Raw genomic sequence first — 19,355 nt, 5'->3', positions numbered from 1 at the left:
TCGGGGCCCGGCGAATGCCCAATGCCGGGAGCCGCGCCGGAGCCCGACGGGCCCACCGCGCCGACCGCGACCGATGGGAGAGACCATGACGCCTCGACGCCCCTCCGCCCGCGCGCCGCATCCGGCCGCCCTCATGCACGCCGGCGAGGTCCGGGCCGGCCGGCTGTCCCGGCGCGAGTTCCTCACCCGGGCGACCGCGCTGGGCGTGGCCTCGGGCGCGGCCTACGGGCTTCTGGGGCTGGAGGCGCCGGCGGGGGCGCAGGACGCCGCGACGCCGGTGCCGGGGGGCACGCTGCGGATGAACATGGAGACGCGGGCCCTCAAGGACCCGCGCACCTGGGACTGGTCCGAGATCGCCAACTTCGCGCGCGGCTGGCTCGACTACCTGGCGGAATACCAGGCGGACGGGACGCTGCGCCCGATGCTGCTGGAATCCTGGGAGGCCAACGCCGACGCGACCGAGTGGGTGCTGTCCGTGCGGCAGGGCGTGACCTGGAACAACGGCGACCCCTTCACCGCCGAGGACGTGGCGCACAACCTGCGCCGCTGGTGCGACGGCACGGTGGAGGGCAACTCCATGGCGGCGCGGTTCGCCGGGCTGGTGGACCCGGCGACGAACCGGATGCGCGAGGAGGCGGTCGAGATCCTGGACGCGGCGACGGTGCGGCTGCGGCTGTCGGCGCCCGACATCGCCGTGGTGGCGAACATGGCCGACTATCCGGCGGCGGTGGTGCACCGGAGCTACGACGGCGGCGACCCGGCCGCGAGCCCGATCGGCACCGGCCCCTACCTGCCCGAGGTGAACGAGGTGGGCGTCCGGCAGGTCCTCGTCCGCAACCCGGACCACGCCTGGTGGGGCACGGCGGTGCATGGGGGCCCCTGGCTCGACCGGATCGAGTACATCGACTACGGCACCGACCCCGCCGCCGTGCTGGCGGCGGCCGAATCGGGCGAGATCGACGCCACCTACCAGACCAACGGCGACTTCATCGACATCTACGATTCGCTGGGCTGGGCGAAGTCGGAGGCGATCACCGCCTCGACCCTCGCGGTGCGGTTCAACCAGCGGCAGCCGCCCTACGACAGCCGCGAGGTGCGCCGGGCCCTCCAGATGGCGGTGGACAACGCCGTCGTGCTGGAGCTGGGCTACAGCGACCGGGGGCTGGTGGCGGAGAACCACCATGTCTGCCCGATCCACCCGGAATACGCCGAGCTGCCGCCCCCCGTCGTCGATCCGGCGGCGGCGCGGGCGGCGCTGGAGGCGGCCGGGCACGGCGCGACCGAGTTCGAGCTGGTCTCGCTCGACGATTCGTTCCAGGCGGCGACCTGCGACGCGGTGGCCGCGCAGATCCGCGACGCCGGCATCGCCATCCGGCGGACGGTGCTGCCCGGATCGACCTTCTGGAACGACTGGCTGAACTATCCGTTCTCGGCCACGCAATGGGCCATGCGGCCGCTGGGCGTGCAGACGCTGAACCTCGCCTACAAGTCGGGCGTCGCCTGGAACGAGACGGCCTTCGCCAACGCCGAGTTCGACGCGGCCCTGGCCGAGGCCAGCTCGATCACCGACGCCGAGGCGCGACGCGCGGTGATGGCGCGGCTGCAACGGATCCTTCAGGACGAGGGCGTGGTGATCCAGCCCTACTGGCTGGCGCTCTACCGTCACGCGACGCCGCGGGTGCGGGGCGCCGAGCAGCACCCGATCTACGAGCACCATCACTACAAATGGTGGATGGAGCCCGCCAACTGAGCGGCCCTCCCGGGGGGCGGGACGCGATCCGGATGCTGCGGCTCCTCCTCCGCCGGCTGGGCGTCCTCCTGGGCGCGGCGGTCGCGCTGACCTTCGTCGTCTTCTGGCTGACCAACCTGCCGCCCAACCTGGAGAGGATCGCCCGCTCGGAGGCCGGCACCCGCATCTCGGAGGCGGAGGTGGCGGGCTGGCTGGAACGGAACGGATATGGCCGCCCGCTGCTGGTCCGCTACGGGGAGTGGCTGGGCGTCCTGCCCGGCTGGGTCGGGATGGACGGGGACGGCAACCCGAGGGGGCGCTGCCTGCGGGCGGGCGATGGGGCGGGCCGGGACGCGGGGCCAGAGTCGGGGCCAGAGTCGGGGCCGGAGTCGGGGCCGGAGTCGGGGCCGGAACCGGCCGAGGCGCCGGCGCGGTGCGGCCTCCTGCAAGGGGACTGGGGGTGGTCGCGCGTCTTCCAGGCCGAGGTGCGGGACGTGGTGGCGCGCGGCCTGGGGCACACGGCGAAGCTGATGGCCTGGGTGCTGGTGGTGATGGTGCCGAGCGCGCTCCTGCTTGGGGTGCTGGCGGGGATGAGGGAGGGCTCGGGCCTGGACCGGGCGCTGTCGGGAGTCGCGGTCCTGACGGCCGCCACGCCCGAATACGTGTCGGGGGTCGTCCTCGTCGCCGTCTTCGCCTCCTCGGCGACGGGGCTGAGGTGGTTCAACGGCTCGGCCACCTCGGCCATGGAGGACGCGACGCTGGCGAACTTCACGCTGCCCGTCCTGACGATCGCGCTTTATGGCATGGGCTACGTGGCGCGGATGACCCGCGCCGCCATGGCCGAGGTGATGACGGCCCCCTACATCCGCGCCGCCCGCCTGAAGGGGCTGAGCTTCCGGCAGGTGGTGCTGCGCCACGCGCTGCGGAACGCGCTGATCGCGCCCTTCACGGTCGTGATGCTCCAGATCCCCTGGCTGCTGAATGGCGTGGTGATCGTGGAGACGCTATTCAACTACAAGGGCTTCGGCTGGACCCTGGTGGAGGCGGCGGGGAACAACGACATCGACCTCCTGCTCGGCGTGTCGGTCGTGTCGGTGGTCGTCGTGCTGCTGACGCAGATGGCGTCGGACCTGGGATACGCGCTGCTGAACCCGCGCATCCGGCTGGGCCGGGGATGACGCCGCCGGAGCCCCTGACCTGGACCGGAGCGGCGGGCGCGGTGCTGGACCCCGCGCTGGCCCTCGCGGTGGCGGGCTTCGTCCTGGCGCTCGGGCTGAGGGGCGCGGCCCGGCTGGGCCTGCGCGTCGGCGGCGCGGAGCGGGCGGTCCGGGTCGCGGGCGGGCTGCTGGCGGCGGCGATCCTGGCCTATGGCGTGGCCGGGGTCGTCCTGCCCTGGGGCATGGCCGGGATCGTCGGCGCGATGGCCCGGCAACTCCTGCCGGTCTGGGTCGCGATGGGTGTTGTCCTCATATTTTCATATGCCTGGAGGTCGAAGCTCGGGCTCTACGGCAGGATGATCGGCTCGCCCATCGGGCGGATCGGCTTCGGGCTCGTGCTGTTCTGGGCGCTAACGGCGCTGGCGGCCGGAGCCTTGGGGCTGGTCGCCCCCCACGACCCGCTGTCGGTGGTGTCGGGGCTCCGGAACGCGCCGCCGGGGGCGCCGGTCCCCGGGGTAGCGGCGCCGGGACCGGGCTCCCACTACCTGCTGGGCGGCGACGCTCTGGCGCGGGACGTGTTCTCGCGCGTGGTGCAGGGGTCCTGGATCGTCGCGCAGGTCGCGCCGCTGGCCACGGCCCTCGGCGTCGCGGCGGGGGTCCTGCTCGGCCTGCCAGCGGGCTACCACGGCGGGCGGGTGGACGCCGCGCTGTCCTTCCTGGCCAATCTCGTGCTCGCCTTTCCCGTGATCCTCCTCTTCTATCTCCTCGTCACGCCGGAGATCCTGGCCACCGGCCTGCCGACCGCCCTGGCCGCCGGGATCTTCGCCGTGCCGCCGGTCCTCGTCGCCCTGCTGGCCTGGTCGCGCCTGCGGACCGAGCCCGGTCGCGCGCTGGCGGTGCTGGGGCCGGTCCTCGCCGGGATGGGGTGGCTCTACCTCTCGGCGGTCGGCGAGGCGGGCGGGCGCCTGGACCTGCTGGGGCGGCTCGACCTGTTCGACCTGCCGCCCGGGCTGCTGGCGGTCTTCGTGTCGGTGGCCTTCGTCAACGCGCCGACGGTGTTCCGCCTCGTGCGGGGCCTGACGCTGGACCTGCGGACGCGGGACTACGTGGCCGCCGCGCAGACCCGGGGGGAATCGTCCTGGCACGTCATGCTGTGGGAGATCCTGCCGAACGCCCGGGGGCCGCTGATCGTGGATGGCTGCCTGCGGATCGGCTACACCACCATCCTGCTGGGCACGCTGGGCTTCTTCGGCCTGGGCCTTCCGCCCGAGAGCCCCGACTGGGGCTCGACCATCAACGCGGGCCGGCGGCTCCTGTCGGTCCATCCCCATCCCGCCGTCGTGCCGGCCGTCGCGCTGCTCAGCCTCGTCCTCGGGCTGAACCTGCTGGCGGACGCGCTGCGCGAGGAAAGCCTGAAGGACTGACGCGATGCCGGAGCCCGTTCCGCCCGCCCTGGAGGCGGCAGAGCCGATCCTGGAGGTCGAGGGCCTGTCCGTGTCGTTCCGGGCGCGCGGCCGGGAGGTTCCGGCGGTCGCGTCGTTCTCGTGCTCGGTCCGGCCCGGGGAGGTGGTGGGGCTGGTGGGCGAGTCCGGCTGCGGGAAGTCCACGGTCGCCTCGGCCATCCTCCGGGACCTCGGCCCCGCGGGGAGGGTCGTCGGCGGGACCGTGCGGTTCCGGGGGCGCGACCTCGCGACCCTGTCGCCGGCCGAGCTGCGGCGGCTCCGGGGCGGCGGGATCGCGATGATCCCCCAGGAGCCCACGGCGGCCCTGAACCCGGCCCTGACGGTCGGCCGGCAGCTCATGGAGGTGCCGATGCTCCATGGGGGGGCCTCGGGGGCGGAGGCCTGGGCGCGGGCGCTGGAGATGGCGCGGGACGTGCGGCTCCCCGACCCGGAGCGCGTCCTGCGGAGCTACCCGCACCAGCTCTCGGGCGGGCAGCGGCAGCGGATCGTGATCGCCATGGCGCTGATGGCGCGGCCGGCGCTCCTCATCCTCGACGAGCCGACCAGCGCGCTGGACGTGACGGTGGCGGCGGCGGTGGTGCAGCTCCTCCGGGAGCTCGGGCGGCGGCAGGGCACGGCGATGCTGTTCATCAGCCACGATCTCGGGCTGGTGCTGGAGACCTGCGACCGCGTCTGCGTGATGTATGCCGGCGAGGCGGTGGAGACCGGCCCGACGGCGGAGGTCTTCGCGCGGACGCGGCATCCCTACACGCGGGCGCTGCTCCGGTCCCTGCCCCGCATCGGTCCCGAGGCGGATTCGTTGCTGGTCAATGGCCTGGACGGCGTTCCTCCCCCGCCGGGCGAGCGTCCGCGCGGCTGCGGCTTCGCCCCCCGCTGCGCTCACGTCGCGCCGGGCCGCTGCGACGGCGGCGCGGTGCCGATGCTGCGGGTCGGCCCGGGGCCGCACGCGGCGCGGTGCCTCCGGCACGGCGAGATCGACTGGGACGCGCCGCCGCCCCGGGCCGGCCGACGCGTCCCGGTGAAGCCCGGCCCGGTCGTCCTGCGGGTGGAAGGGCTGAGCAAGAGCTACGCCGTGGCGGGGCGCCGCGTCGTCCGGGCCAACGAATCGGTAAGCTTCGAGGTCCGGGAGGGTGAGACCCTGGCTGTCGTCGGCGAGTCGGGCTGCGGCAAGAGCACGCTCGCCCGGGTGCTGATCGGGCTGGAGACGGCCAGCGCGGGCCGCGTGACGCTGCTGGGCCAGGAGGTCCAGGACCGGCCGGTGCGCGCCCGCGATCCCCGGACGGTGGCCGCCGTGCAGATGGTGTTCCAGGACCCCACCGACACGCTCAACCCGTCGCGGACGGTGGGCCGGCAGATCCTGCGCGCGCTGGAGGCGTTCCGGGTCGGCCGATCCCGGGCCGAGCGGCGCGGGCGGATGCTGGGGCTGCTCGACCGCGTGGAGCTGCCCCGCGCGCTGGCGGAGCGCCTGCCCCGGCAGCTCTCGGGCGGGCAGAGGCAGCGGGTGGGGATCGCGCGCGCTCTCGCGGGGGGGGCCCGGATCGTCCTCGCCGATGAGCCCGTCTCGGCGCTGGACGTGTCCGTGCAGGCGGCGGTGCTGCGGCTGCTCCTGGAGATCCAGGGGAGCGAGCGGACGACGCTGCTGCTCATCAGCCACGACCTGTCGGTCGTGCGCGCCCTGAGCGACCGCGTGCTGGTCATGTATCTGGGCCACGTGGTCGAGATCGGCACGGCGGACCAGGTCTTCGCCCCGCCCTACCATCCCTACACCGAGGCGCTGCTGGCGGCGGTCCCGGTCGCGGACCCCCGGGTGCGGAAGAGGCGGGTCATCCTCGATGGCGACGTGCCCTCGGCGCTCGACCCGCCGTCCGGCTGCCCGTTCCGCACCCGCTGCCGCTGGAAGGACGCCGTGCCGGGCGACCTCTGCGCGCGGGAGATCCCGCCGCTGCGGGCGCTGGCGCCCGGCCACCGGGTGCGCTGCCACCTGCCCGACGAGGCGCTGGCGGGGATGGAGCCGGTCTTCGAGGCCGTCCCCGGCTGAGGCCGCCGCCTAGCGGCCCCGGATCGCCTTCACGTAGCCCTGCGTCTCGGCGTAGGGGGGAACGCCGCCATATTGCTGCACCGCCTCGGGGCCGGCGTTGTAGGCGGCGAGCGCGAGGTCCCAAGTGCCGAACCTCTCGAACTGCCGGCGCAGGTAGCGGGCGCCGCCCTCGAGGTTCTGCTCGGGGTCGGCGGGATCCACGCCCAGGAGCTTGGCGGTGTCCGGCATGAGCTGGGCGAGGCCGATGGCGCCCTTTGGCGACACCGCGCCCGCGTGCCAGCCCGATTCCTGCTGCACGAGGCGGAGGAACAGGTCCTCGGGCACGGCGTGGCGGCGCGCGGCGGCGCGGGCCACGTCGATCAGGGGGCCGTCGTAGCGCCCGGCATAGGCTATGGCGGGCAGCGGCGGCACCTCGGCGCGGGGGGGCCGCAGGCGGTCGGAGCCGTTGTATTGCTGGGCCGCCCGCCCGTCGAGCACCGACAGTTGCGAGGCGAGCAGCCCGGGGCGGTTCATGGTGGAGATCGTGTCCGCGCGGGCCGCGCCCGTCGCGAGGATGGCCAGCGTCGCGGCGCAGATGGCGGTCGCGCAGGTCCGAGCCCGCATGGTTCCCCCTTCCCTGTCCCGTTCGACCGGTGATGCGTCACCGATCCGTCGCGCGCGGTCCCCTTCGGGACACTGTCCGGGCGGGCCCGGCCTCGCGCGCTTTCCTTATCCGGTGTGGCATGGTCTAAGGCCCTGACGCAAGACGCGACAAGGGAGAGGGGCCGATGGCAGGCTCGGTGAACAAGGTGATCCTGGTGGGGAATCTCGGGCGCGACCCCGAGGTGCGGAGCTTCCAGAACGGGGGCAAGGTCGTGAACCTGCGGATCGCGACCTCGGAGAACTGGAAGGACAAGAGCACCGGCGAGCGCAAGGAGCGGACCGAGTGGCATTCGGTCGCGATCTTCAACGAGAACCTGGCCCGGATCGCCGAGCAGTACCTGAAGAAGGGCTCGACGGTCTACATCGAGGGCCAGCTCGAGACCCGGAAGTGGCAGGACCAGTCCGGCCAGGACCGCTACACGACGGAGATCGTGCTGCGCCAGTACCGGGGCGAGCTGACGCTTCTGGGCGGCCGGGGCGACTCGGGCGGCGGTGGCGGCTACGGCGACGACGACCAGGGCGGCGGCTACGGCGGCGGCCGGGGCGGGATGGGCGGCGGCTCCTCGGGCGGCGGCTTCGGCGGCGGGCGGAGCGGCGGCGGCGGCGATCTGGACGACGACATCCCGTTCTGACGGGCCGGCGCTGGCCCCCGACGCTTGCCCCGCGTCGGGGGCCAGCGGCCCGTCGGGGGCCCCAGCGCCCGGGCGGCCGCGCGCGGATGGCCTTGGCGCTTGCGCAGGCGGCGCCACGTCACCGGGCGGTGAATGGCCCGGGCGGCCCTGAGATGATTGGAAGCTGGCGCACCCGACAGGATTCGAACCTGTGACCTCTGCCTTCGGAGGGCAGCACTCTATCCAGCTGAGCTACGGGTGCGTTGGGGCGGAGATAGGCCAAGCGCACGGCGGGCGCAACCGCAAATCAGCCGAAGAGGTCGCGGCAGAGCTCCAGGCCCGAGACCAGCGCGTCCACCTCCTCCGTGGTGTTGTAGAGGGCGAAGGAGGCGCGGCAGGTCGCCCCCACGCCCAGGTGCTGGAGGAGCGGCATGGCGCAGTGCGTCCCGGCGCGCACGGCGATTCCCCGGCGGTCGAGCACGGTCGAGATGTCGTGCGCGTGCGCCCCGTCCATCGTGAAGGAGAAGATCGCGGCCTTCCCCTCGCTGGTGCCCTGGAGCTGGAGCCAGTTCAGGCCCGAGAGACGATCGCGGGCGTAGTCGCGCAAACTGAGTTCGTGGGCGGCGACGTTGGCCATGCCGAGGTCGGAGAGATAGTCGAGCGCAGCGCCGAAGCCGATGGTCTGGACGATGCCGGGGGTGCCGGCCTCGAACTTCATGGGGGGGTCGGCGTAGGTCACGGCGTCGCGCGTGACCTCGCGGATCATGTCGCCACCGCCCATGAAGGGGCGCATCTCGGCCAGCCGATCGGCCTTGATGAAGATCGCGCCGGAGCCGGAGGGGCCGTAGAGCTTGTGGCCGGTGACGGGGTAGAAGTCGCAGCCGAGCGCCTGCACGTCCACGGGGGCGTGGACCGCGCCCTGGCTGCCGTCCACGAGGACGGGGACGCCGCGTTCGTGCGCGCCGTCCGTGATGGCCTTCACGTCCACCACGGTTCCGGTGACGTTGGACAGATGCGTGACGGCCACCAGCTTGGTGCGCGGGCCGATGGCGTCGAGAACCGCCTGCGGGTCGAGGTCGCCGTTCGCGTCGCAGTCCACCCATTTCAGCACGACGCCCTGCCTCTCGCGCAGGAAGTGCCAGGGGACGATGTTGGCGTGGTGTTCGAGGATCGACAGCACGATCTCGTCGCCGGGCTGCATCCGGGGCATGGCCCAGGCGTAGGCTATCAGGTTGATCCCCTCGGTGGTGCCGGAGGTGAAGACGATCTCCTCCTCGGTGGGGGCGTTCAGGAAGCGGGCGACCTTGCCGCGCACGGCCTCGTAGCGCTCGGTCGCGAGCGTCGAGAGGGTGTGCAGGCCGCGGTGGACGTTGGCGTATTCCTCGGCGTAGCCGCGGGTCACGGCGTCGATCACGGCCCGGGGCTTCTGCGCCGAGGCGCCGTTGTCGAGGTAGACCAGCGGCTTGCCGTGGACCTCGCGCGCGAGGATCGGGAAGTCGGCGCGGACGCGGTGGACGTCATACATCGGCGGGGCCTCCGAAGCCGAACAGGCCCAGGAGGGCCGAAAGCGCGATCCCGATGGCGAAGGCGCCCAGGAGCAGCGCGAGGAGCGTGCGGCCGTAGCCGGAGAAGCCGTGCAGGGCGCGGGTGAAGTGGACCACGCACCACAGGAGGAGCGCGAGGCCCGCGAGCGCGAGGAGCGGCGCGAGCGGGGCGAGGAGGAGCGCGGCGGCGAGCTCCACGAGCTGGATGGCGATGGCCACCACCTCCAGCCAGACGACGACGAGGAGCGCCTGGTCGAAGCGGCCGCGACCGCCGAGAAGCTGGCCGCCGACCTGCAGCGCGCCGGCCGAGATCAGCAGGGAAGCCGCGAGCAGCGCCGCGTGCATCAGGGGCGACAGGACCATCTGACCCTCCGGCAGGGGGATGGCGAAGGCCCCGCCGGACAGGACGCCGACCAGCAGCGCGTCGAGGACCGACACGAGCACGGCGGCCTCCAGCACCACGCCCAACGGCGGGCGCAGGGCCAGGAGGCGGCCGGCGGCCTCGCGCGGGGTCGCGATGCTGTCGCGGATCAGGGACAGGAGGATCGAGCCGTCAGACGCCATGCGCGCGCGGCCCCCGGGCCGCCTCCCGTTGCGAGGACCACCAGAAGGCGGCGAAGACGGCGATCCAGAGGGCGCCGCAGAGGTTGGCCAGCGCCGCGCTGCCCGAGAGCCCGGCCAGGAGGCCGGTGAGCATCCCGAGCGGCGCGGCGGCGAGCCAGGACCAGAACAATGCGAGGCGCGCTCCGAAGGGAGTCCCCCGACCGCCCAGCAGCCGCGAGACGCCGTGCGTCAGCGCCGCGAGGCCGTAAAGGACCAGCGGCCAGATCATCATCCAGCCGAGCATCGCGTAGGCGACGAGGCGGGCGAAGTCGTCCCCCTCCTCCTGCGCGACGCGCATCAGGCGGGGCCACTGGCCCACGAAGACGAGGCCGCAGCCGAGCATGAGCAGGGCCAGCGCGTGGGCCTCGCTCTCGCCTCGGGCGAGATGCTCGCGGACCACGGGGCGCGGGCCGCCCGTGAGGCTCCGCCGGATGTCGGCCGCGACCCCCATCAGCGCCGCCGGGCCAGCCAGCCTTCGAGGCGGGCGGAGAGATCCTCGGCCAGCGCCGCGTCGGCGATCTCCTCCAGCGCCTCGCGCAGGAAGGCCAGCGTCAGGAGGTCCATGGCCTCGCGCGCGGGCACCCCGCGCGAGCGGAGGTAGAACAGCGCCGTCTCGTCGATCGCGCCGGCGGTGGAGCCGTGCGAGCACTTCACGTCGTCGGCGTAGATCTCCAGCTCGGGCTTGGCGAGGAACTGCGAGCTCTCGTCCAGCAGCAGCGCCTGGGAGAGCTGGTAGCCGTCGGTCTTCTGCGCGCCGGCCTTGACGAGGATCTTGCCCTGGAACACGCCGGTCGCGCCGCCGCGCAGGACCTTCTTGAAGACCTGGCGGCTTTCGCAGCCCTCCGCGCCGTGGGTGATGAACACGGTGTCGTCGTGGTGGAAGTCGCCGTCGCCCACCGCCGCGCCGGCCACGTGGGCCACCGCGTCCGAGCCGGTGAGGCTCACCACCATCTCGTTGCGGGTCAGGACGCCGTTGAAGGTCAGCGTGAAGGAGCGGAAGTCGGACCCCTGCCCCAGCCGCGCGAAGACGTGCGTCGCGGTGCGGCGCTGGTGGTCGCGGCCCTGGGTGCGGACGTGGTGGAGCGCGGCGCCGTCGGCGACCTCCACCTCCATCACGGAGTTGAGGCGCGCGGCGGCGGGGCCGCTTTCGAGCAGCGTCAGGCGCGCGCCGGGGTCGAGCTTCACCAGATGGTGCAGGAGGGCGTCGGAGGACGGGTCCTCGTGGCGCTGGACGATGTGGACGGGGCGCGCGACGGGGCCGGTGACGTGGATCACCACGCCGTCGGTCGCGAAGGCGGTGTTGAGGGCGGCGAGCGGGCGGGCGACGGGGTGCTGGCCCTCGGCCTCCAGGACGCCGTAGAGCCCTTGGGCCCAGTGGATGTCGCGGGCGGCGGCGTCGGGCAGCCGCTCGATCGTCACGCCGGACAGCGCGAGCGGGTCGGAGGCGGCGGCGTCGAAGCGGCCGTCCACGAAGACGAGGCGCAGGGCGTCGATGCCGGCGAAGGCGGGGGCTTCGTCGTCGGCGAGGGGCTGGGCCGGCGCGGGCGCGGGCGCGGTCAGGGTCGCGGGGTCGGTGAAGCGCCAGTATTCGTCGCGGCGCACCGGCAGGCCGAGGCCCTGGAGCCGGGTCAGCGCGGCCATGCGGGCGGCGCGCGCCCAGGCTCCGCCCTCGGGGAGGGTCAGGGCCTGGAGCCGGGCCTCGGTCGCCTGGGCGCGGAGGTTCGGGCGGGCGAGGGTCATTGCGCCTCCGCCAGCAGGTCGGCGTAGCCGTTGCGTTCGACCTCGAGCGCGAGCTCCGGGCCGCCGGTCTTGATGATGCGGCCGTCGGCCATGATGTGCACCACGTCCGGCGCGATGTGGTCGAGGAGGCGCTGGTAGTGGGTGATGACGAGGAAGGCGCGGCCTTGGTCGCGCAGCGCGTTCACGCCCTCCGACACCAGGCGCATCGCGTCCACGTCGAGGCCCGAGTCGGTCTCGTCGAGGATGCACATCCGGGGTTCGAGGACGGCCATCTGCAGGATCTCGTTGCGCTTCTTCTCGCCGCCCGAGAAGCCGACGTTGACCGGACGCTTGAGCATCTCGGCGTCGATCCGGAGGGCCTGGGCCTTCTGGCGGACGAGCTTGAGGAAGTCGGCGGCCGAGACCTCGGGCTCGCCGCGCGCCTTGCGCTGGGCGTTGAGGGCGGTGCGGAGGAAGACCATGTTGCCGACGCCCGGAATCTCGACCGGATACTGGAAGGCGAGGAAGAGGCCGGCGGCGGCCCGCTCCTCGGGTTCCAGGGCCAGGAGGTCGATGTCGCCGAGATGGGCGGAGCCTTCGGTCACGGCGTAGCCCTCGCGCCCGGCGAGGACGTAGGACAGCGTGGACTTGCCCGAGCCGTTGGGGCCCATGATCGCATGGACCTGCCCGGCGCCGACGCTGAGGTCGAGTCCCTTGAGGATGGGCTTGGCGCCCTCCTCCAGTTCGACGTGCAGGTTCCTGATCTCAAGCATTCTGTTCTCCTGGCCTCCTGGGCTGTTCCGCGTGCGGACAACCTAGCGGATCTTCGTCAACGGTTCGTCACAGCAACGAACGGTGGGTTTAAGGAAGGATGAATCCTAGCCGAGCCGGACGGCGGTGCCGGTGGCCACGACAAGCACCTGATCCCCCAGCGATTCATGGGCGAGCGAGAGCCCCAGAACGGCGTCGGCGCCCAGCGCGGCGGCGCGGGCGCGCAGGTCGCGCAACGCCTCCTCGCGGCACCCGGCCAGCGAGGGCGCCGCCTTGGACCGGCCCCGCAGGCGGCCGAGGAGGCCCGTGGGGGCCTCGGACTCCGTGCGGAAGGTCGATTCGCCGGTGACGACGCCGAGATAGGCCGCGACGGGGCGGCCCTCGACGGCGGGGGTCGTCGTCAGCAGCACGTCGCGCAGCGGCGGCTCGGACGCGCGGACCCTGGGCTCGCCCGGGTGATTGGACGCGGCGGGGACGCGCAGGACGGGCTCCCGCCGGGGAGAGGACGCGCCCCAGGCCATCAGCCGACGCTCCCTTCGAGGGAGATCGCGACGAGCTGCTGGGCCTCGACCATGAACTCCATGGGGAGGACCTGGAGCACCTCCTTGCAGAAGCCGTTCACCACGAGCGCCACGGCCTCCTCCTCGCCCACCCCGCGCGAGCGGCAGTAGAAGAGCTGGTCGTCGTCCACCTTGGAGGTGGTCGCCTCGTGCTCCACGCGCGAGGAGGCGTTGCGGACCTCGATGTAGGGGACGGTGTGCGCCCCGCACTGGTCGCCGATCAGCAGCGAGTCGCATTGCGTGTAGTTGCGCGATTCGCTGGCCTTGGGGTGCATCGAGACGAGGCCCCGGTAGGTGTTCTGGGCGTGGCCCGCCGAGATGCCCTTGGAGACGATGCGCGACCTGGTGCGCTTGCCCAGGTGGACCATCTTGGTGCCGGTGTCGGCCTGCTGGTGGTTGTTGGCGATGGCGATGGAGTAGAACTCGCCCTGGGAGTCGTCGCCGCGCAGGATGCAGGACGGGTATTTCCAGGTGATCGCCGAGCCCGTCTCGACCTGCGTCCACATGACCTTGGCGCGGTCGCCGCGGCAGTCGGCGCGCTTGGTCACGTAGTTGAGGACGCCGCCCTTGCCCTCCGCGTCGCCGGGATACCAGTTCTGGACGGTCGAATACTTAACCTCGGCGTCCTCCTCGACGATGATCTCCACCACGGCCGCGTGGAGCTGGGCGATGTCGCGCTTGGGAGCGGTGCAGCCCTCCAGATACGAGACGTAGCTGCCCTTGTCGGCGATGATGAGCGTGCGCTCGAACTGGCCGGTGTTCTCGGCGTTGATGCGGAAGTAGGTGCTGAGCTCCATCGGGCAGCGGACGCCCGGCGGGATGTAGACGAAGGAGCCGTCGGAGAAGACGGCGCTGTTGAGCGTGGCGTAGAAGTTGTCGGAGGGCGGGACGACGCTGCCCAGATACTTGCGGACAAGCTCGGGATGCTCGCGGATCGCCTCGCTGATCGAGCAGAAGATGACGCCGGCGCGTCTGAGCTCGGCCTGGAAGGTGGTGCCAACGGAGACGGAGTCGAACACCGCATCGACGGCGACCTTGCGCTGCTCGCCCTCGGGCCGTTCGACGCCGGCGAGGATCTCCTGCTCCTTGAGCGGGATGCCGAGCTTCTTGTAGGTCTCCAGCAGCTTGGGGTCCACGTCGTCGAGCGACTTGGGCTTGACGGCCATGCTCTTCGGACGGGCGAAGTAATACTGGTCCTGGAAGTCGATCTCGGGGAGGTCGAGGAGCGGCCAGTGGCGGGGCTCCTGCATCTCCTGCCAGCGGGCGAAGGCCGAAAGGCGCCAGTCGGTCATCCACGCGGGCTCGCCGTTCTTGTCGGAGATGAGGCGCACGATGTCCTCGTTGACGCCCTTGGGGGCGTATTCCGTCTCGATGTCGGTCTCGAAGCCATACTTGTAGGCGCCGAGCGAGGCGACGGCGGCGACGGTCGCCTCGTCCACCCCCTCGCGCACGTCGAGCGCGGCCTCGCGCGCCTGGAGGGCGTCGGGGCGGATCTCCATGACGGGAGCTTCGGTCCGGTTGTCCAAGGCGGCCATTCGTCTTCCTCTCTCGTCCCGGACTCAGGCGGCCCGGCTGCGTTGCTTGCGTCGTGCGGGGAGGAAGGCGTCGGCGAAGCGCAGCACCTCCTCTTCCGTGGTGTCGGGCCCCAGCGAGACGCGCAGGGCGCATCCCGAAAGCCCGTCGTCGAATCCCATGGCGCGGATGACCCGGCTCGTCCGGACCTTGCCGGAGGAGCAGGCCGATCCGGCCGAGACGGCGAAGCCCCGGAGGTCCATCGCCATCACCTGCGTCTCGCCCTTCCAGCCCGGCGTGAGGATCAGGCTGGTGTTGGGCAGGCGCCGCGACCGGCGCCCCACCAATATGGTATCGGGGTCCTCGGCCTCAAGCGCCGCTTCTAGAATATCTCTAAGCTGGGCGACCCTTTCCCACACGCCGTCGGCGAGGTCCCGCAGGGCGGCGCGGGCGGCGGCGGCGAGGCCGGCGACGGCGACGACGTTCTCGGTCCCGGCGCGGCGGCCCATCTCCTGCCCGCCGCCCTTGAGGCGGGCGTCGAGGTGGTGGCCGCGCGGCAGGACCAGCGCGCCCGCGCCCTTGGGGCCGCCGAACTTGTGGGCCGACAGGATCGCCATGCCGGCGCCCGACCAGTCATGGGCGTAGGGGACGCGGCCCAGGCCTTGCGTGATGTCGCTGACGGCGAGGCCGGGGGGGAGGTCCTGAAGGACGCCGGTCTCGGAATTGGCGAGCTGGAGCGTCGCGGTGGCGGGGTCGGCGGCCGTCACGCGGCCGTCGGGGTCGGTGGGGAGGTCGGGCGTGGCCCAGGCGAGGACGGCCTCGTGCTCGACCTCGGCGGCGTGGAGGTCGCGGCCCGCGAGCGCGAGGGCCGCCGCCTCGGTGGCGCCGGAGGTGAACACGATGTCCGATCGCGTCGCGCCCAGCGCCTCGGCCAGCGTCTCGCGCGACCGCTCGATCAGGGCCTTCGCGGCCCGGCCCTCGGCGTGGACGGAGGACGGGTTGCCCACGAGGTCCATCGCCGCGAGCATCGCCGCCCGCGCCTCGGGGCGGAGCGGGGTCGTGGCGTTGTGGTCGAGGTAGGTGCGGGGGGTCACTCGTCCACGAGCTCGAACAGGGACGGGACCGCCGGGCAGGGCGCGAGCTGGTTCCTCACCACGTCCGAGAGGCGCGTCTGATGGAGGAAGACGTAGACATGGGCCGAGAGCCCCTCCCACAGGCGGTTGGTGAGGGACTGGGCGCGGGTGCCCGAGGCCCCGCCCTGGGCGGCCGCCCCCTTGTGGAGCGCGCTCACCGTCTCGTCCACGGCGGCCAGGATCTCGGCCACGCGGATCTCGCTCGCCGGGCGGCCGAGGCGGTAGCCGCCGCCGGGGCCGCGCACCGAATCGACCAGCCCCTCGCGCCGCAGCTTGACGAAGAGCTGTTCGAGATAGGGGAGCGAGATGTCCTGGCGCTTGGCGATCTCGCCCAGGTTGACGAGCGCGCCCTGGGGCTGGAGGGCGATGTCGGCGAGCGCCACGACGGCGTAACGTCCCTTGGTGGAAAGCTTCATCGACCGCCCTACTCCGTTGACGCGCGCGGGGCGCGGTCTTAACTGCGTGCCGTGTGCCAGGCCCCGCGGGGCGCTGGTTTAGAACTGTTCTAAGGTCACCGAGGGTTTTCGTCAAGAAAGCTCTCGCGGTCGCAATCAAGGGACGCGAATGCCCGAAGTCATCTTCCCCGGCCCGGACGGCCGGCTCGAAGGCCGCTACCATCCGCAGAAGGACCGCGACGCGCCGATCGCCATCATCCTGCACCCGCACCCGCAGTTCGGGGGCACGATGAACAACCGCGTGGTCTACAACCTGCACTACGCCTTCCACCAGATCGGCTTCACGGTGCTGCGGTTCAACTTCCGGGGCGTGGGCCGCAGCCAGGGGGAATACGACCAGGGCATCGGCGAGCTGTCGGACGCGGCGGCGGCGCTGGACTACCTCCAGGCGATGAACACCAACGCCAAGCACTGCTGGGTGGCGGGGTTCAGCTTCGGGGCCTGGATCGGGATGCAGCTCCTCATGCGCAGGCCGGAGATCACCGGGTTCATCTCGGTGTCGCCGCCGGCGAACATGTACGACTTCAGCTTCCTGGCCCCCTGCCCGTCCTCGGGCCTCATCATCAACGGCTCGGCCGACCGGGTGGCGCCGCCCGCCGACACGGTGGCGCTGGTCAACAAGCTGCACGACCAGAAGGGCATCACCATCACGCACGACGTGGTGGAGGGCGCGGGGCACTTCTTCGAGGACCCGCACATGGACCGGATGATCGACACGGTGAAGGCCTACGTGAAGCGCCGGCTGACGGAGACGACGCGCTGAGCGGCGGGGCGCTGAACCCCGGGGATCGCCTCGCGGCGCAGATGGCCTTTCTGGTGGAGGCCGACCGGCTGAAGTCGGTGCTGCGGGCGACGACGCTGGCGGACGGCTCGCGCCGGGAGAACTCGGGCGAGCATTCGTGGCATCTCGCGCTCTATGCGATGGTTCTGGCCGGGGAGGCCGGGCCGGGGGTGAGCATCGACCGCGTGGTGCGGATGCTGATCCTGCACGACCTCGTGGAGATCGACGTGGGCGACGTGCCGATCCATTCGTCGGAGGGCGCGGCGCATGGGTCGGCGGAGGTGCTGGCCGCCGAGCGGGCGGCGGCGGAGCGCATCTTCGGGCTGCTGCCCGACCCGCAGGGCGCGGAGTTCCGCGCGCTCTGGGAGGAGTTCGAGGCGGCTCAGACGCCGGACGCGGTGTTCGCCAAGAGCCTCGACCGGGTGCAGCCGGTGATGCAGAACCTCGCGAGCGGCGGGGGGACGTGGGTGACGTACGGCGTCACGGCGGAGCAGCTGGAAGCCCGCGTCGGCGTCAAGGTGGCGCGGGGGGCTCCGGGGCTGTGGGAGTGGGTGCGGGAGCGGACGCGGGGCTACTTCCGGAGCGCGTCCTGAGGCGGGGCGGCCCGGTTGCGGCGGTTCCCGCATACCACGGCATACCGCCTTCCCCCCTCGGCCCGGATAGGCTAGGACGCCTCCGAGCCCACATCTGGCCGAAGGCACGCCCATGACCAAGATCAAAGTCGAGAATCCCGTCGTCGAGATGGACGGGGACGAGATGACCCGGATCATCTGGGACTTCATCAAGCAGAAGCTGATCCTGCCCTATCTCGACATCGACCTGCTGTATTACGACCTCGGCATCGAGGAGCGGGACCGGACCAACGACCAGATCACCATCGACGCCGCCAACAAGACCAAGGAGGTCGGCGTCGCCGTCAAGTGCGCGACCATCACCCCCGACGAGCAGCGGGTCGAGGAGTTCAACCTCAAGCAGATGTGGAAGTCCCCCAACGGGACCATCCGCAACATCCTGGGCGGCGTGATCTTCCGCCAGCCGATCATCTGCCGGAACGTGCCCCGCCTGGTTCCCGGCTGGACCAAGCCCATCGTCGTGGGCCGCCACGCCTTTGGCGACCAATACCGGGCGACGGACTTCCGCTTCCCCGGCGCGGGGACGCTGAAGCTCACCTTCACCGGCGCGGACGGCGAGGTGATCGAGCGCGAGGTGTTCAAGGCGCCGGGCGCGGGCGTGACCATGGCGATGTACAACCTCGACGCGTCGATCATCGACTTCGCGCGGGCGTCGTTCAACTACGGGCTCAACCTCGGCTGGCCGGTCTACCTGTCCACCAAGAACACCATCCTCAAGGCCTATGACGGGCGCTTCAAGGACCTGTTCCAGGAGGTCTTCGAGGCCGAGTTCGCGGACAGGTTCAAGGCCAAGGGCATCACCTACGAGCACCGGCTGATCGACGACATGGTGGCCTCGGCGCTGAAGTGGTCGGGCGGCTATGTCTGGGCGACCAAGAACTACGACGGCGACGTGCAGTCGGACACGGTGGCGCAGGGCTTCGGCTCGCTGGGGCTGATGACCTCGGTGCTGATGACGCCGGACGGGAACACCGTGGAGGCCGAGGCGGCGCACGGGACGGTCACGCGGCACTTCCGCCAGCATCAGCGGGGCGAGCAGACCTCGACCAACTCGGTCGCGTCGATCTACGCCTGGACAGGCGGGCTGAAGCACCGCGCCAAGCTGGACGGCAACGCGCCGCTGCAACGCTTTGCCGAGACGCTGGAGCGGGTCACGGTGCAGACCGTCGAGGACGGCTGGATGACCAAGGATCTCGCGCTGCTGGTCGGACCGGACCAGAAGTGGCTGACGACGATGGGCTACCTGGAGAAGGTGGACGACTACCTGGGCAAGGCCCTTGCCGGCTGAGGCGGCGCGGGGCGCGGCGGTGGTCGCGCCCCACACCCTTCTGGACGACGCGCAGGGGCTCGCGTTCGGGACGGTGATGGCGGCGTTCGGGGTGGCGATCCTGACGCATCTGGGGCTCATCACCGGGCAGACGGCGGGGCTGGCGGTGCTGCTGTCCTACCTGACGGGCTGGCCGTTCGGGGCGGTGTTCTTCGCCGTCAACCTGCCCTTCTACTGGCTGGGCTGGCGGCGCATGGGCGGGGCCTTCACGGTCAAGACCTTCGTCGCGGTGGCGCTGATGTCGGGGCTGACGTTCCTGCTGCCGGGGTGGCTGGAATTCGCGCACCTGAACCCGGTGTTCGGGGCGCTGCTGTTCGGGCTCTGCTCGGGCGCGGGGCTGCTGGCGCTGTTCCGGCACGGGGCGTCGCTGGGCGGCGTCGGGATCGTCGCGCTGCTGGTGCAGGACCGGACGGGGTTCCGGGCGGGCTGGACGCAACTGGGCTTCGATGCGGCGCTGTTCGGGGTGGCGCTCCTGGTGCTCGACCTGCGGGTGGTGGTGCTGAGCGCGCTGGGCGCGGGCGTCGTGAACCTCGTCATCGCGATCAATCACCGGCGCGACCGCTACATGGCCTGGTGAAGCGGGGAACCAAGCCCGCTCCGTTCCGTTGGCGCTTCACGGAAGCGCGAGGCCCCCTGGTCCGCGCGGAATGCCAAGGGAAAGGCCACACATGCACGGGA

General features: G+C 72.0%; 19 protein-coding genes and 1 tRNA gene. 9 read left to right on the top strand and 11 right to left on the bottom strand.

The window, feature by feature from the left end; genetic code table 11:
* Positions 1-85: 85 nt before the first annotated feature.
* From J2Z33_RS00350 to J2Z33_RS00335, 4 genes are read left to right on the top strand one after another with little or no spacing between them, the layout of a single operon-like run.
* Complete coding sequence (locus J2Z33_RS00350) at positions 86-1,750, top strand: ABC transporter substrate-binding protein (RefSeq protein ID WP_245218358.1); 1,665 nt, start codon at positions 86-88, stop codon at positions 1,748-1,750.
* Positions 1,751-1,782: 32 nt separating this feature from the next.
* The gene (locus J2Z33_RS00345; protein ID WP_209836714.1) at positions 1,783-2,907 is read left to right on the top strand and encodes an ABC transporter permease; all 1,125 of its coding nucleotides are present in this window, start codon (positions 1,783-1,785) and stop codon (positions 2,905-2,907) included.
* The gene (locus J2Z33_RS00340) at positions 2,904-4,310 is read left to right on the top strand and encodes an ABC transporter permease (RefSeq protein ID WP_209836712.1); all 1,407 of its coding nucleotides are present in this window, start codon (positions 2,904-2,906) and stop codon (positions 4,308-4,310) included. The genes J2Z33_RS00345 and J2Z33_RS00340 overlap by 4 nt, the downstream gene beginning before the upstream one ends.
* A gap of 4 nt (positions 4,311-4,314) precedes the next feature.
* On the top strand, positions 4,315-6,387 hold the full coding sequence (locus tag J2Z33_RS00335; protein WP_209836710.1) for an ABC transporter ATP-binding protein: 2,073 nt from the start codon (positions 4,315-4,317) through the stop codon (positions 6,385-6,387).
* Between the two features lie 9 nt (positions 6,388-6,396).
* Here the strand turns inward: J2Z33_RS00335 and J2Z33_RS00330 are convergent, their stop codons facing one another.
* Positions 6,397-6,990, bottom strand: coding sequence for a lytic transglycosylase domain-containing protein (locus tag J2Z33_RS00330; protein ID WP_209836708.1), 594 nt, complete (start codon positions 6,988-6,990; stop codon positions 6,397-6,399).
* Positions 6,991-7,154: 164 nt separating this feature from the next.
* Between J2Z33_RS00330 and ssb the strand changes: the two genes are divergently transcribed.
* Entirely contained in the window at positions 7,155-7,661 is a 507-nt protein-coding gene (gene ssb, locus J2Z33_RS00325) for a single-stranded DNA-binding protein (protein WP_209836707.1), read from the top strand.
* A gap of 164 nt (positions 7,662-7,825) precedes the next feature.
* Here ssb and J2Z33_RS00320 read toward each other — a convergent pair.
* The 10 genes from J2Z33_RS00320 to iscR all read right to left on the bottom strand — a co-directional run bounded on the left by J2Z33_RS00320 (position 7,826) and on the right by iscR (position 15,898).
* Positions 7,826-7,902: transfer RNA gene (locus tag J2Z33_RS00320), tRNA-Arg, on the bottom strand.
* 45 nt (positions 7,903-7,947) lie between these two features.
* Positions 7,948-9,165 (bottom strand): cysteine desulfurase, encoded by a 1,218-nt coding sequence (locus J2Z33_RS00315; RefSeq protein WP_209836705.1) that lies wholly within the window; start codon positions 9,163-9,165, stop codon positions 7,948-7,950.
* Positions 9,158-9,748, bottom strand: a complete 591-nt coding sequence (locus J2Z33_RS00310; protein ID WP_209836703.1) for a YIP1 family protein — start codon at positions 9,746-9,748, stop codon at positions 9,158-9,160. Before J2Z33_RS00310 ends, J2Z33_RS00315 begins: the two co-directional genes overlap by 8 nt.
* Entirely contained in the window at positions 9,738-10,238 is a 501-nt protein-coding gene (locus J2Z33_RS00305; RefSeq protein ID WP_209836701.1) for a hypothetical protein, read from the bottom strand. The genes J2Z33_RS00310 and J2Z33_RS00305 overlap by 11 nt, the downstream gene beginning before the upstream one ends.
* Positions 10,238-11,527, bottom strand: a complete 1,290-nt coding sequence (gene sufD, locus J2Z33_RS00300; RefSeq protein WP_209836699.1) for a Fe-S cluster assembly protein SufD — start codon at positions 11,525-11,527, stop codon at positions 10,238-10,240. The genes J2Z33_RS00305 and sufD overlap by 1 nt, the downstream gene beginning before the upstream one ends.
* Entirely contained in the window at positions 11,524-12,279 is a 756-nt protein-coding gene (gene sufC / locus J2Z33_RS00295) for a Fe-S cluster assembly ATPase SufC (RefSeq protein WP_209836697.1), read from the bottom strand. Before sufC ends, sufD begins: the two co-directional genes overlap by 4 nt.
* A gap of 105 nt (positions 12,280-12,384) precedes the next feature.
* Positions 12,385-12,798 carry a heavy metal-binding domain-containing protein gene (locus J2Z33_RS00290; protein WP_245218356.1) on the bottom strand — a complete coding sequence of 138 codons (414 nt, stop codon included), beginning with the start codon at positions 12,796-12,798 and terminating at the stop codon, positions 12,385-12,387.
* Positions 12,798-14,336, bottom strand: a complete 1,539-nt coding sequence (gene sufB / locus J2Z33_RS00285) for a Fe-S cluster assembly protein SufB (RefSeq protein WP_209837450.1) — start codon at positions 14,334-14,336, stop codon at positions 12,798-12,800. The genes J2Z33_RS00290 and sufB overlap by 1 nt, the downstream gene beginning before the upstream one ends.
* 60 nt (positions 14,337-14,396) lie before the next feature.
* On the bottom strand, positions 14,397-15,443 hold the full coding sequence (locus J2Z33_RS00280; protein WP_209836695.1) for a cysteine desulfurase family protein: 1,047 nt from the start codon (positions 15,441-15,443) through the stop codon (positions 14,397-14,399).
* A complete protein-coding gene (gene iscR / locus J2Z33_RS00275) occupies positions 15,440-15,898 on the bottom strand; it encodes a Fe-S cluster assembly transcriptional regulator IscR (RefSeq protein WP_209836692.1) in 459 nt (152 codons plus the stop codon). The genes J2Z33_RS00280 and iscR overlap by 4 nt, the downstream gene beginning before the upstream one ends.
* Positions 15,899-16,046: 148 nt before the next feature.
* Here iscR and J2Z33_RS00270 point away from each other — a divergent pair, with 148 nt between their 5' ends.
* From J2Z33_RS00270 to J2Z33_RS00255, 4 genes are all read left to right on the top strand, one after another.
* Positions 16,047-16,700, top strand: coding sequence for an alpha/beta hydrolase (locus J2Z33_RS00270; protein WP_209836690.1), 654 nt, complete (start codon positions 16,047-16,049; stop codon positions 16,698-16,700).
* Between the two features lie 41 nt (positions 16,701-16,741).
* Positions 16,742-17,311: an HD domain-containing protein gene (locus J2Z33_RS00265; RefSeq protein WP_209836688.1), complete on the top strand. Its 570-nt coding sequence runs from the start codon at positions 16,742-16,744 to the stop codon at positions 17,309-17,311.
* Between the two features lie 112 nt (positions 17,312-17,423).
* Positions 17,424-18,638 carry an NADP-dependent isocitrate dehydrogenase gene (locus tag J2Z33_RS00260; protein ID WP_209836686.1) on the top strand — a complete coding sequence of 405 codons (1,215 nt, stop codon included), beginning with the start codon at positions 17,424-17,426 and terminating at the stop codon, positions 18,636-18,638.
* Complete coding sequence (locus J2Z33_RS00255) at positions 18,628-19,254, top strand: YitT family protein (protein ID WP_245218355.1); 627 nt, start codon at positions 18,628-18,630, stop codon at positions 19,252-19,254. Before J2Z33_RS00260 ends, J2Z33_RS00255 begins: the two co-directional genes overlap by 11 nt.
* Positions 19,255-19,355 lie beyond the last annotated feature (101 nt).

The sequence above is a fragment of the Rubellimicrobium aerolatum genome, assembly GCF_017872975.1.
Taxonomy (GTDB): Bacteria; Pseudomonadota; Alphaproteobacteria; order Rhodobacterales; family Rhodobacteraceae; genus Rubellimicrobium; species Rubellimicrobium aerolatum.
This window is presented reverse-complemented; position numbering and strand designations above follow the sequence as displayed.

Excerpts from the sequence above, each read along its gene's own strand:
- J2Z33_RS00265 (WP_209836688.1), top strand. The coding sequence starts at position 16,742 with ATGGCCTTTCTGGTGGAGGCCGACCGGCTGAAGTCGGTGCTGCGGGCG.
- J2Z33_RS00270 (WP_209836690.1), top strand. The coding sequence starts at position 16,047 with ATGCCCGAAGTCATCTTCCCCGGCCCGGACGGCCGGCTCGAAGGCCGC.
- sufD (WP_209836699.1), bottom strand. The coding sequence starts at position 11,527 with ATGACCCTCGCCCGCCCGAACCTCCGCGCCCAGGCGACCGAGGCCCGG.
- J2Z33_RS00330 (WP_209836708.1), bottom strand. The coding sequence starts at position 6,990 with ATGCGGGCTCGGACCTGCGCGACCGCCATCTGCGCCGCGACGCTGGCC.
- J2Z33_RS00345 (WP_209836714.1), top strand. The coding sequence starts at position 1,783 with ATGCTGCGGCTCCTCCTCCGCCGGCTGGGCGTCCTCCTGGGCGCGGCG.
- J2Z33_RS00335 (WP_209836710.1), top strand. The coding sequence starts at position 4,315 with ATGCCGGAGCCCGTTCCGCCCGCCCTGGAGGCGGCAGAGCCGATCCTG.
- J2Z33_RS00260 (WP_209836686.1), top strand. The coding sequence starts at position 17,424 with ATGACCAAGATCAAAGTCGAGAATCCCGTCGTCGAGATGGACGGGGAC.
- J2Z33_RS00305 (WP_209836701.1), bottom strand. The coding sequence starts at position 10,238 with ATGGGGGTCGCGGCCGACATCCGGCGGAGCCTCACGGGCGGCCCGCGC.
- sufB (WP_209837450.1), bottom strand. The coding sequence starts at position 14,336 with ATGGAGATCCGCCCCGACGCCCTCCAGGCGCGCGAGGCCGCGCTCGAC.
- J2Z33_RS00340 (WP_209836712.1), top strand. The coding sequence starts at position 2,904 with ATGACGCCGCCGGAGCCCCTGACCTGGACCGGAGCGGCGGGCGCGGTG.
- J2Z33_RS00315 (WP_209836705.1), bottom strand. The coding sequence starts at position 9,165 with ATGTATGACGTCCACCGCGTCCGCGCCGACTTCCCGATCCTCGCGCGC.
- ssb (WP_209836707.1), top strand. The coding sequence starts at position 7,155 with ATGGCAGGCTCGGTGAACAAGGTGATCCTGGTGGGGAATCTCGGGCGC.
- sufC (WP_209836697.1), bottom strand. The coding sequence starts at position 12,279 with ATGCTTGAGATCAGGAACCTGCACGTCGAACTGGAGGAGGGCGCCAAG.
- iscR (WP_209836692.1), bottom strand. The coding sequence starts at position 15,898 with ATGAAGCTTTCCACCAAGGGACGTTACGCCGTCGTGGCGCTCGCCGAC.
- J2Z33_RS00350 (WP_245218358.1), top strand. The coding sequence starts at position 86 with ATGACGCCTCGACGCCCCTCCGCCCGCGCGCCGCATCCGGCCGCCCTC.
- J2Z33_RS00290 (WP_245218356.1), bottom strand. The coding sequence starts at position 12,798 with ATGGCCTGGGGCGCGTCCTCTCCCCGGCGGGAGCCCGTCCTGCGCGTC.
- J2Z33_RS00310 (WP_209836703.1), bottom strand. The coding sequence starts at position 9,748 with ATGGCGTCTGACGGCTCGATCCTCCTGTCCCTGATCCGCGACAGCATC.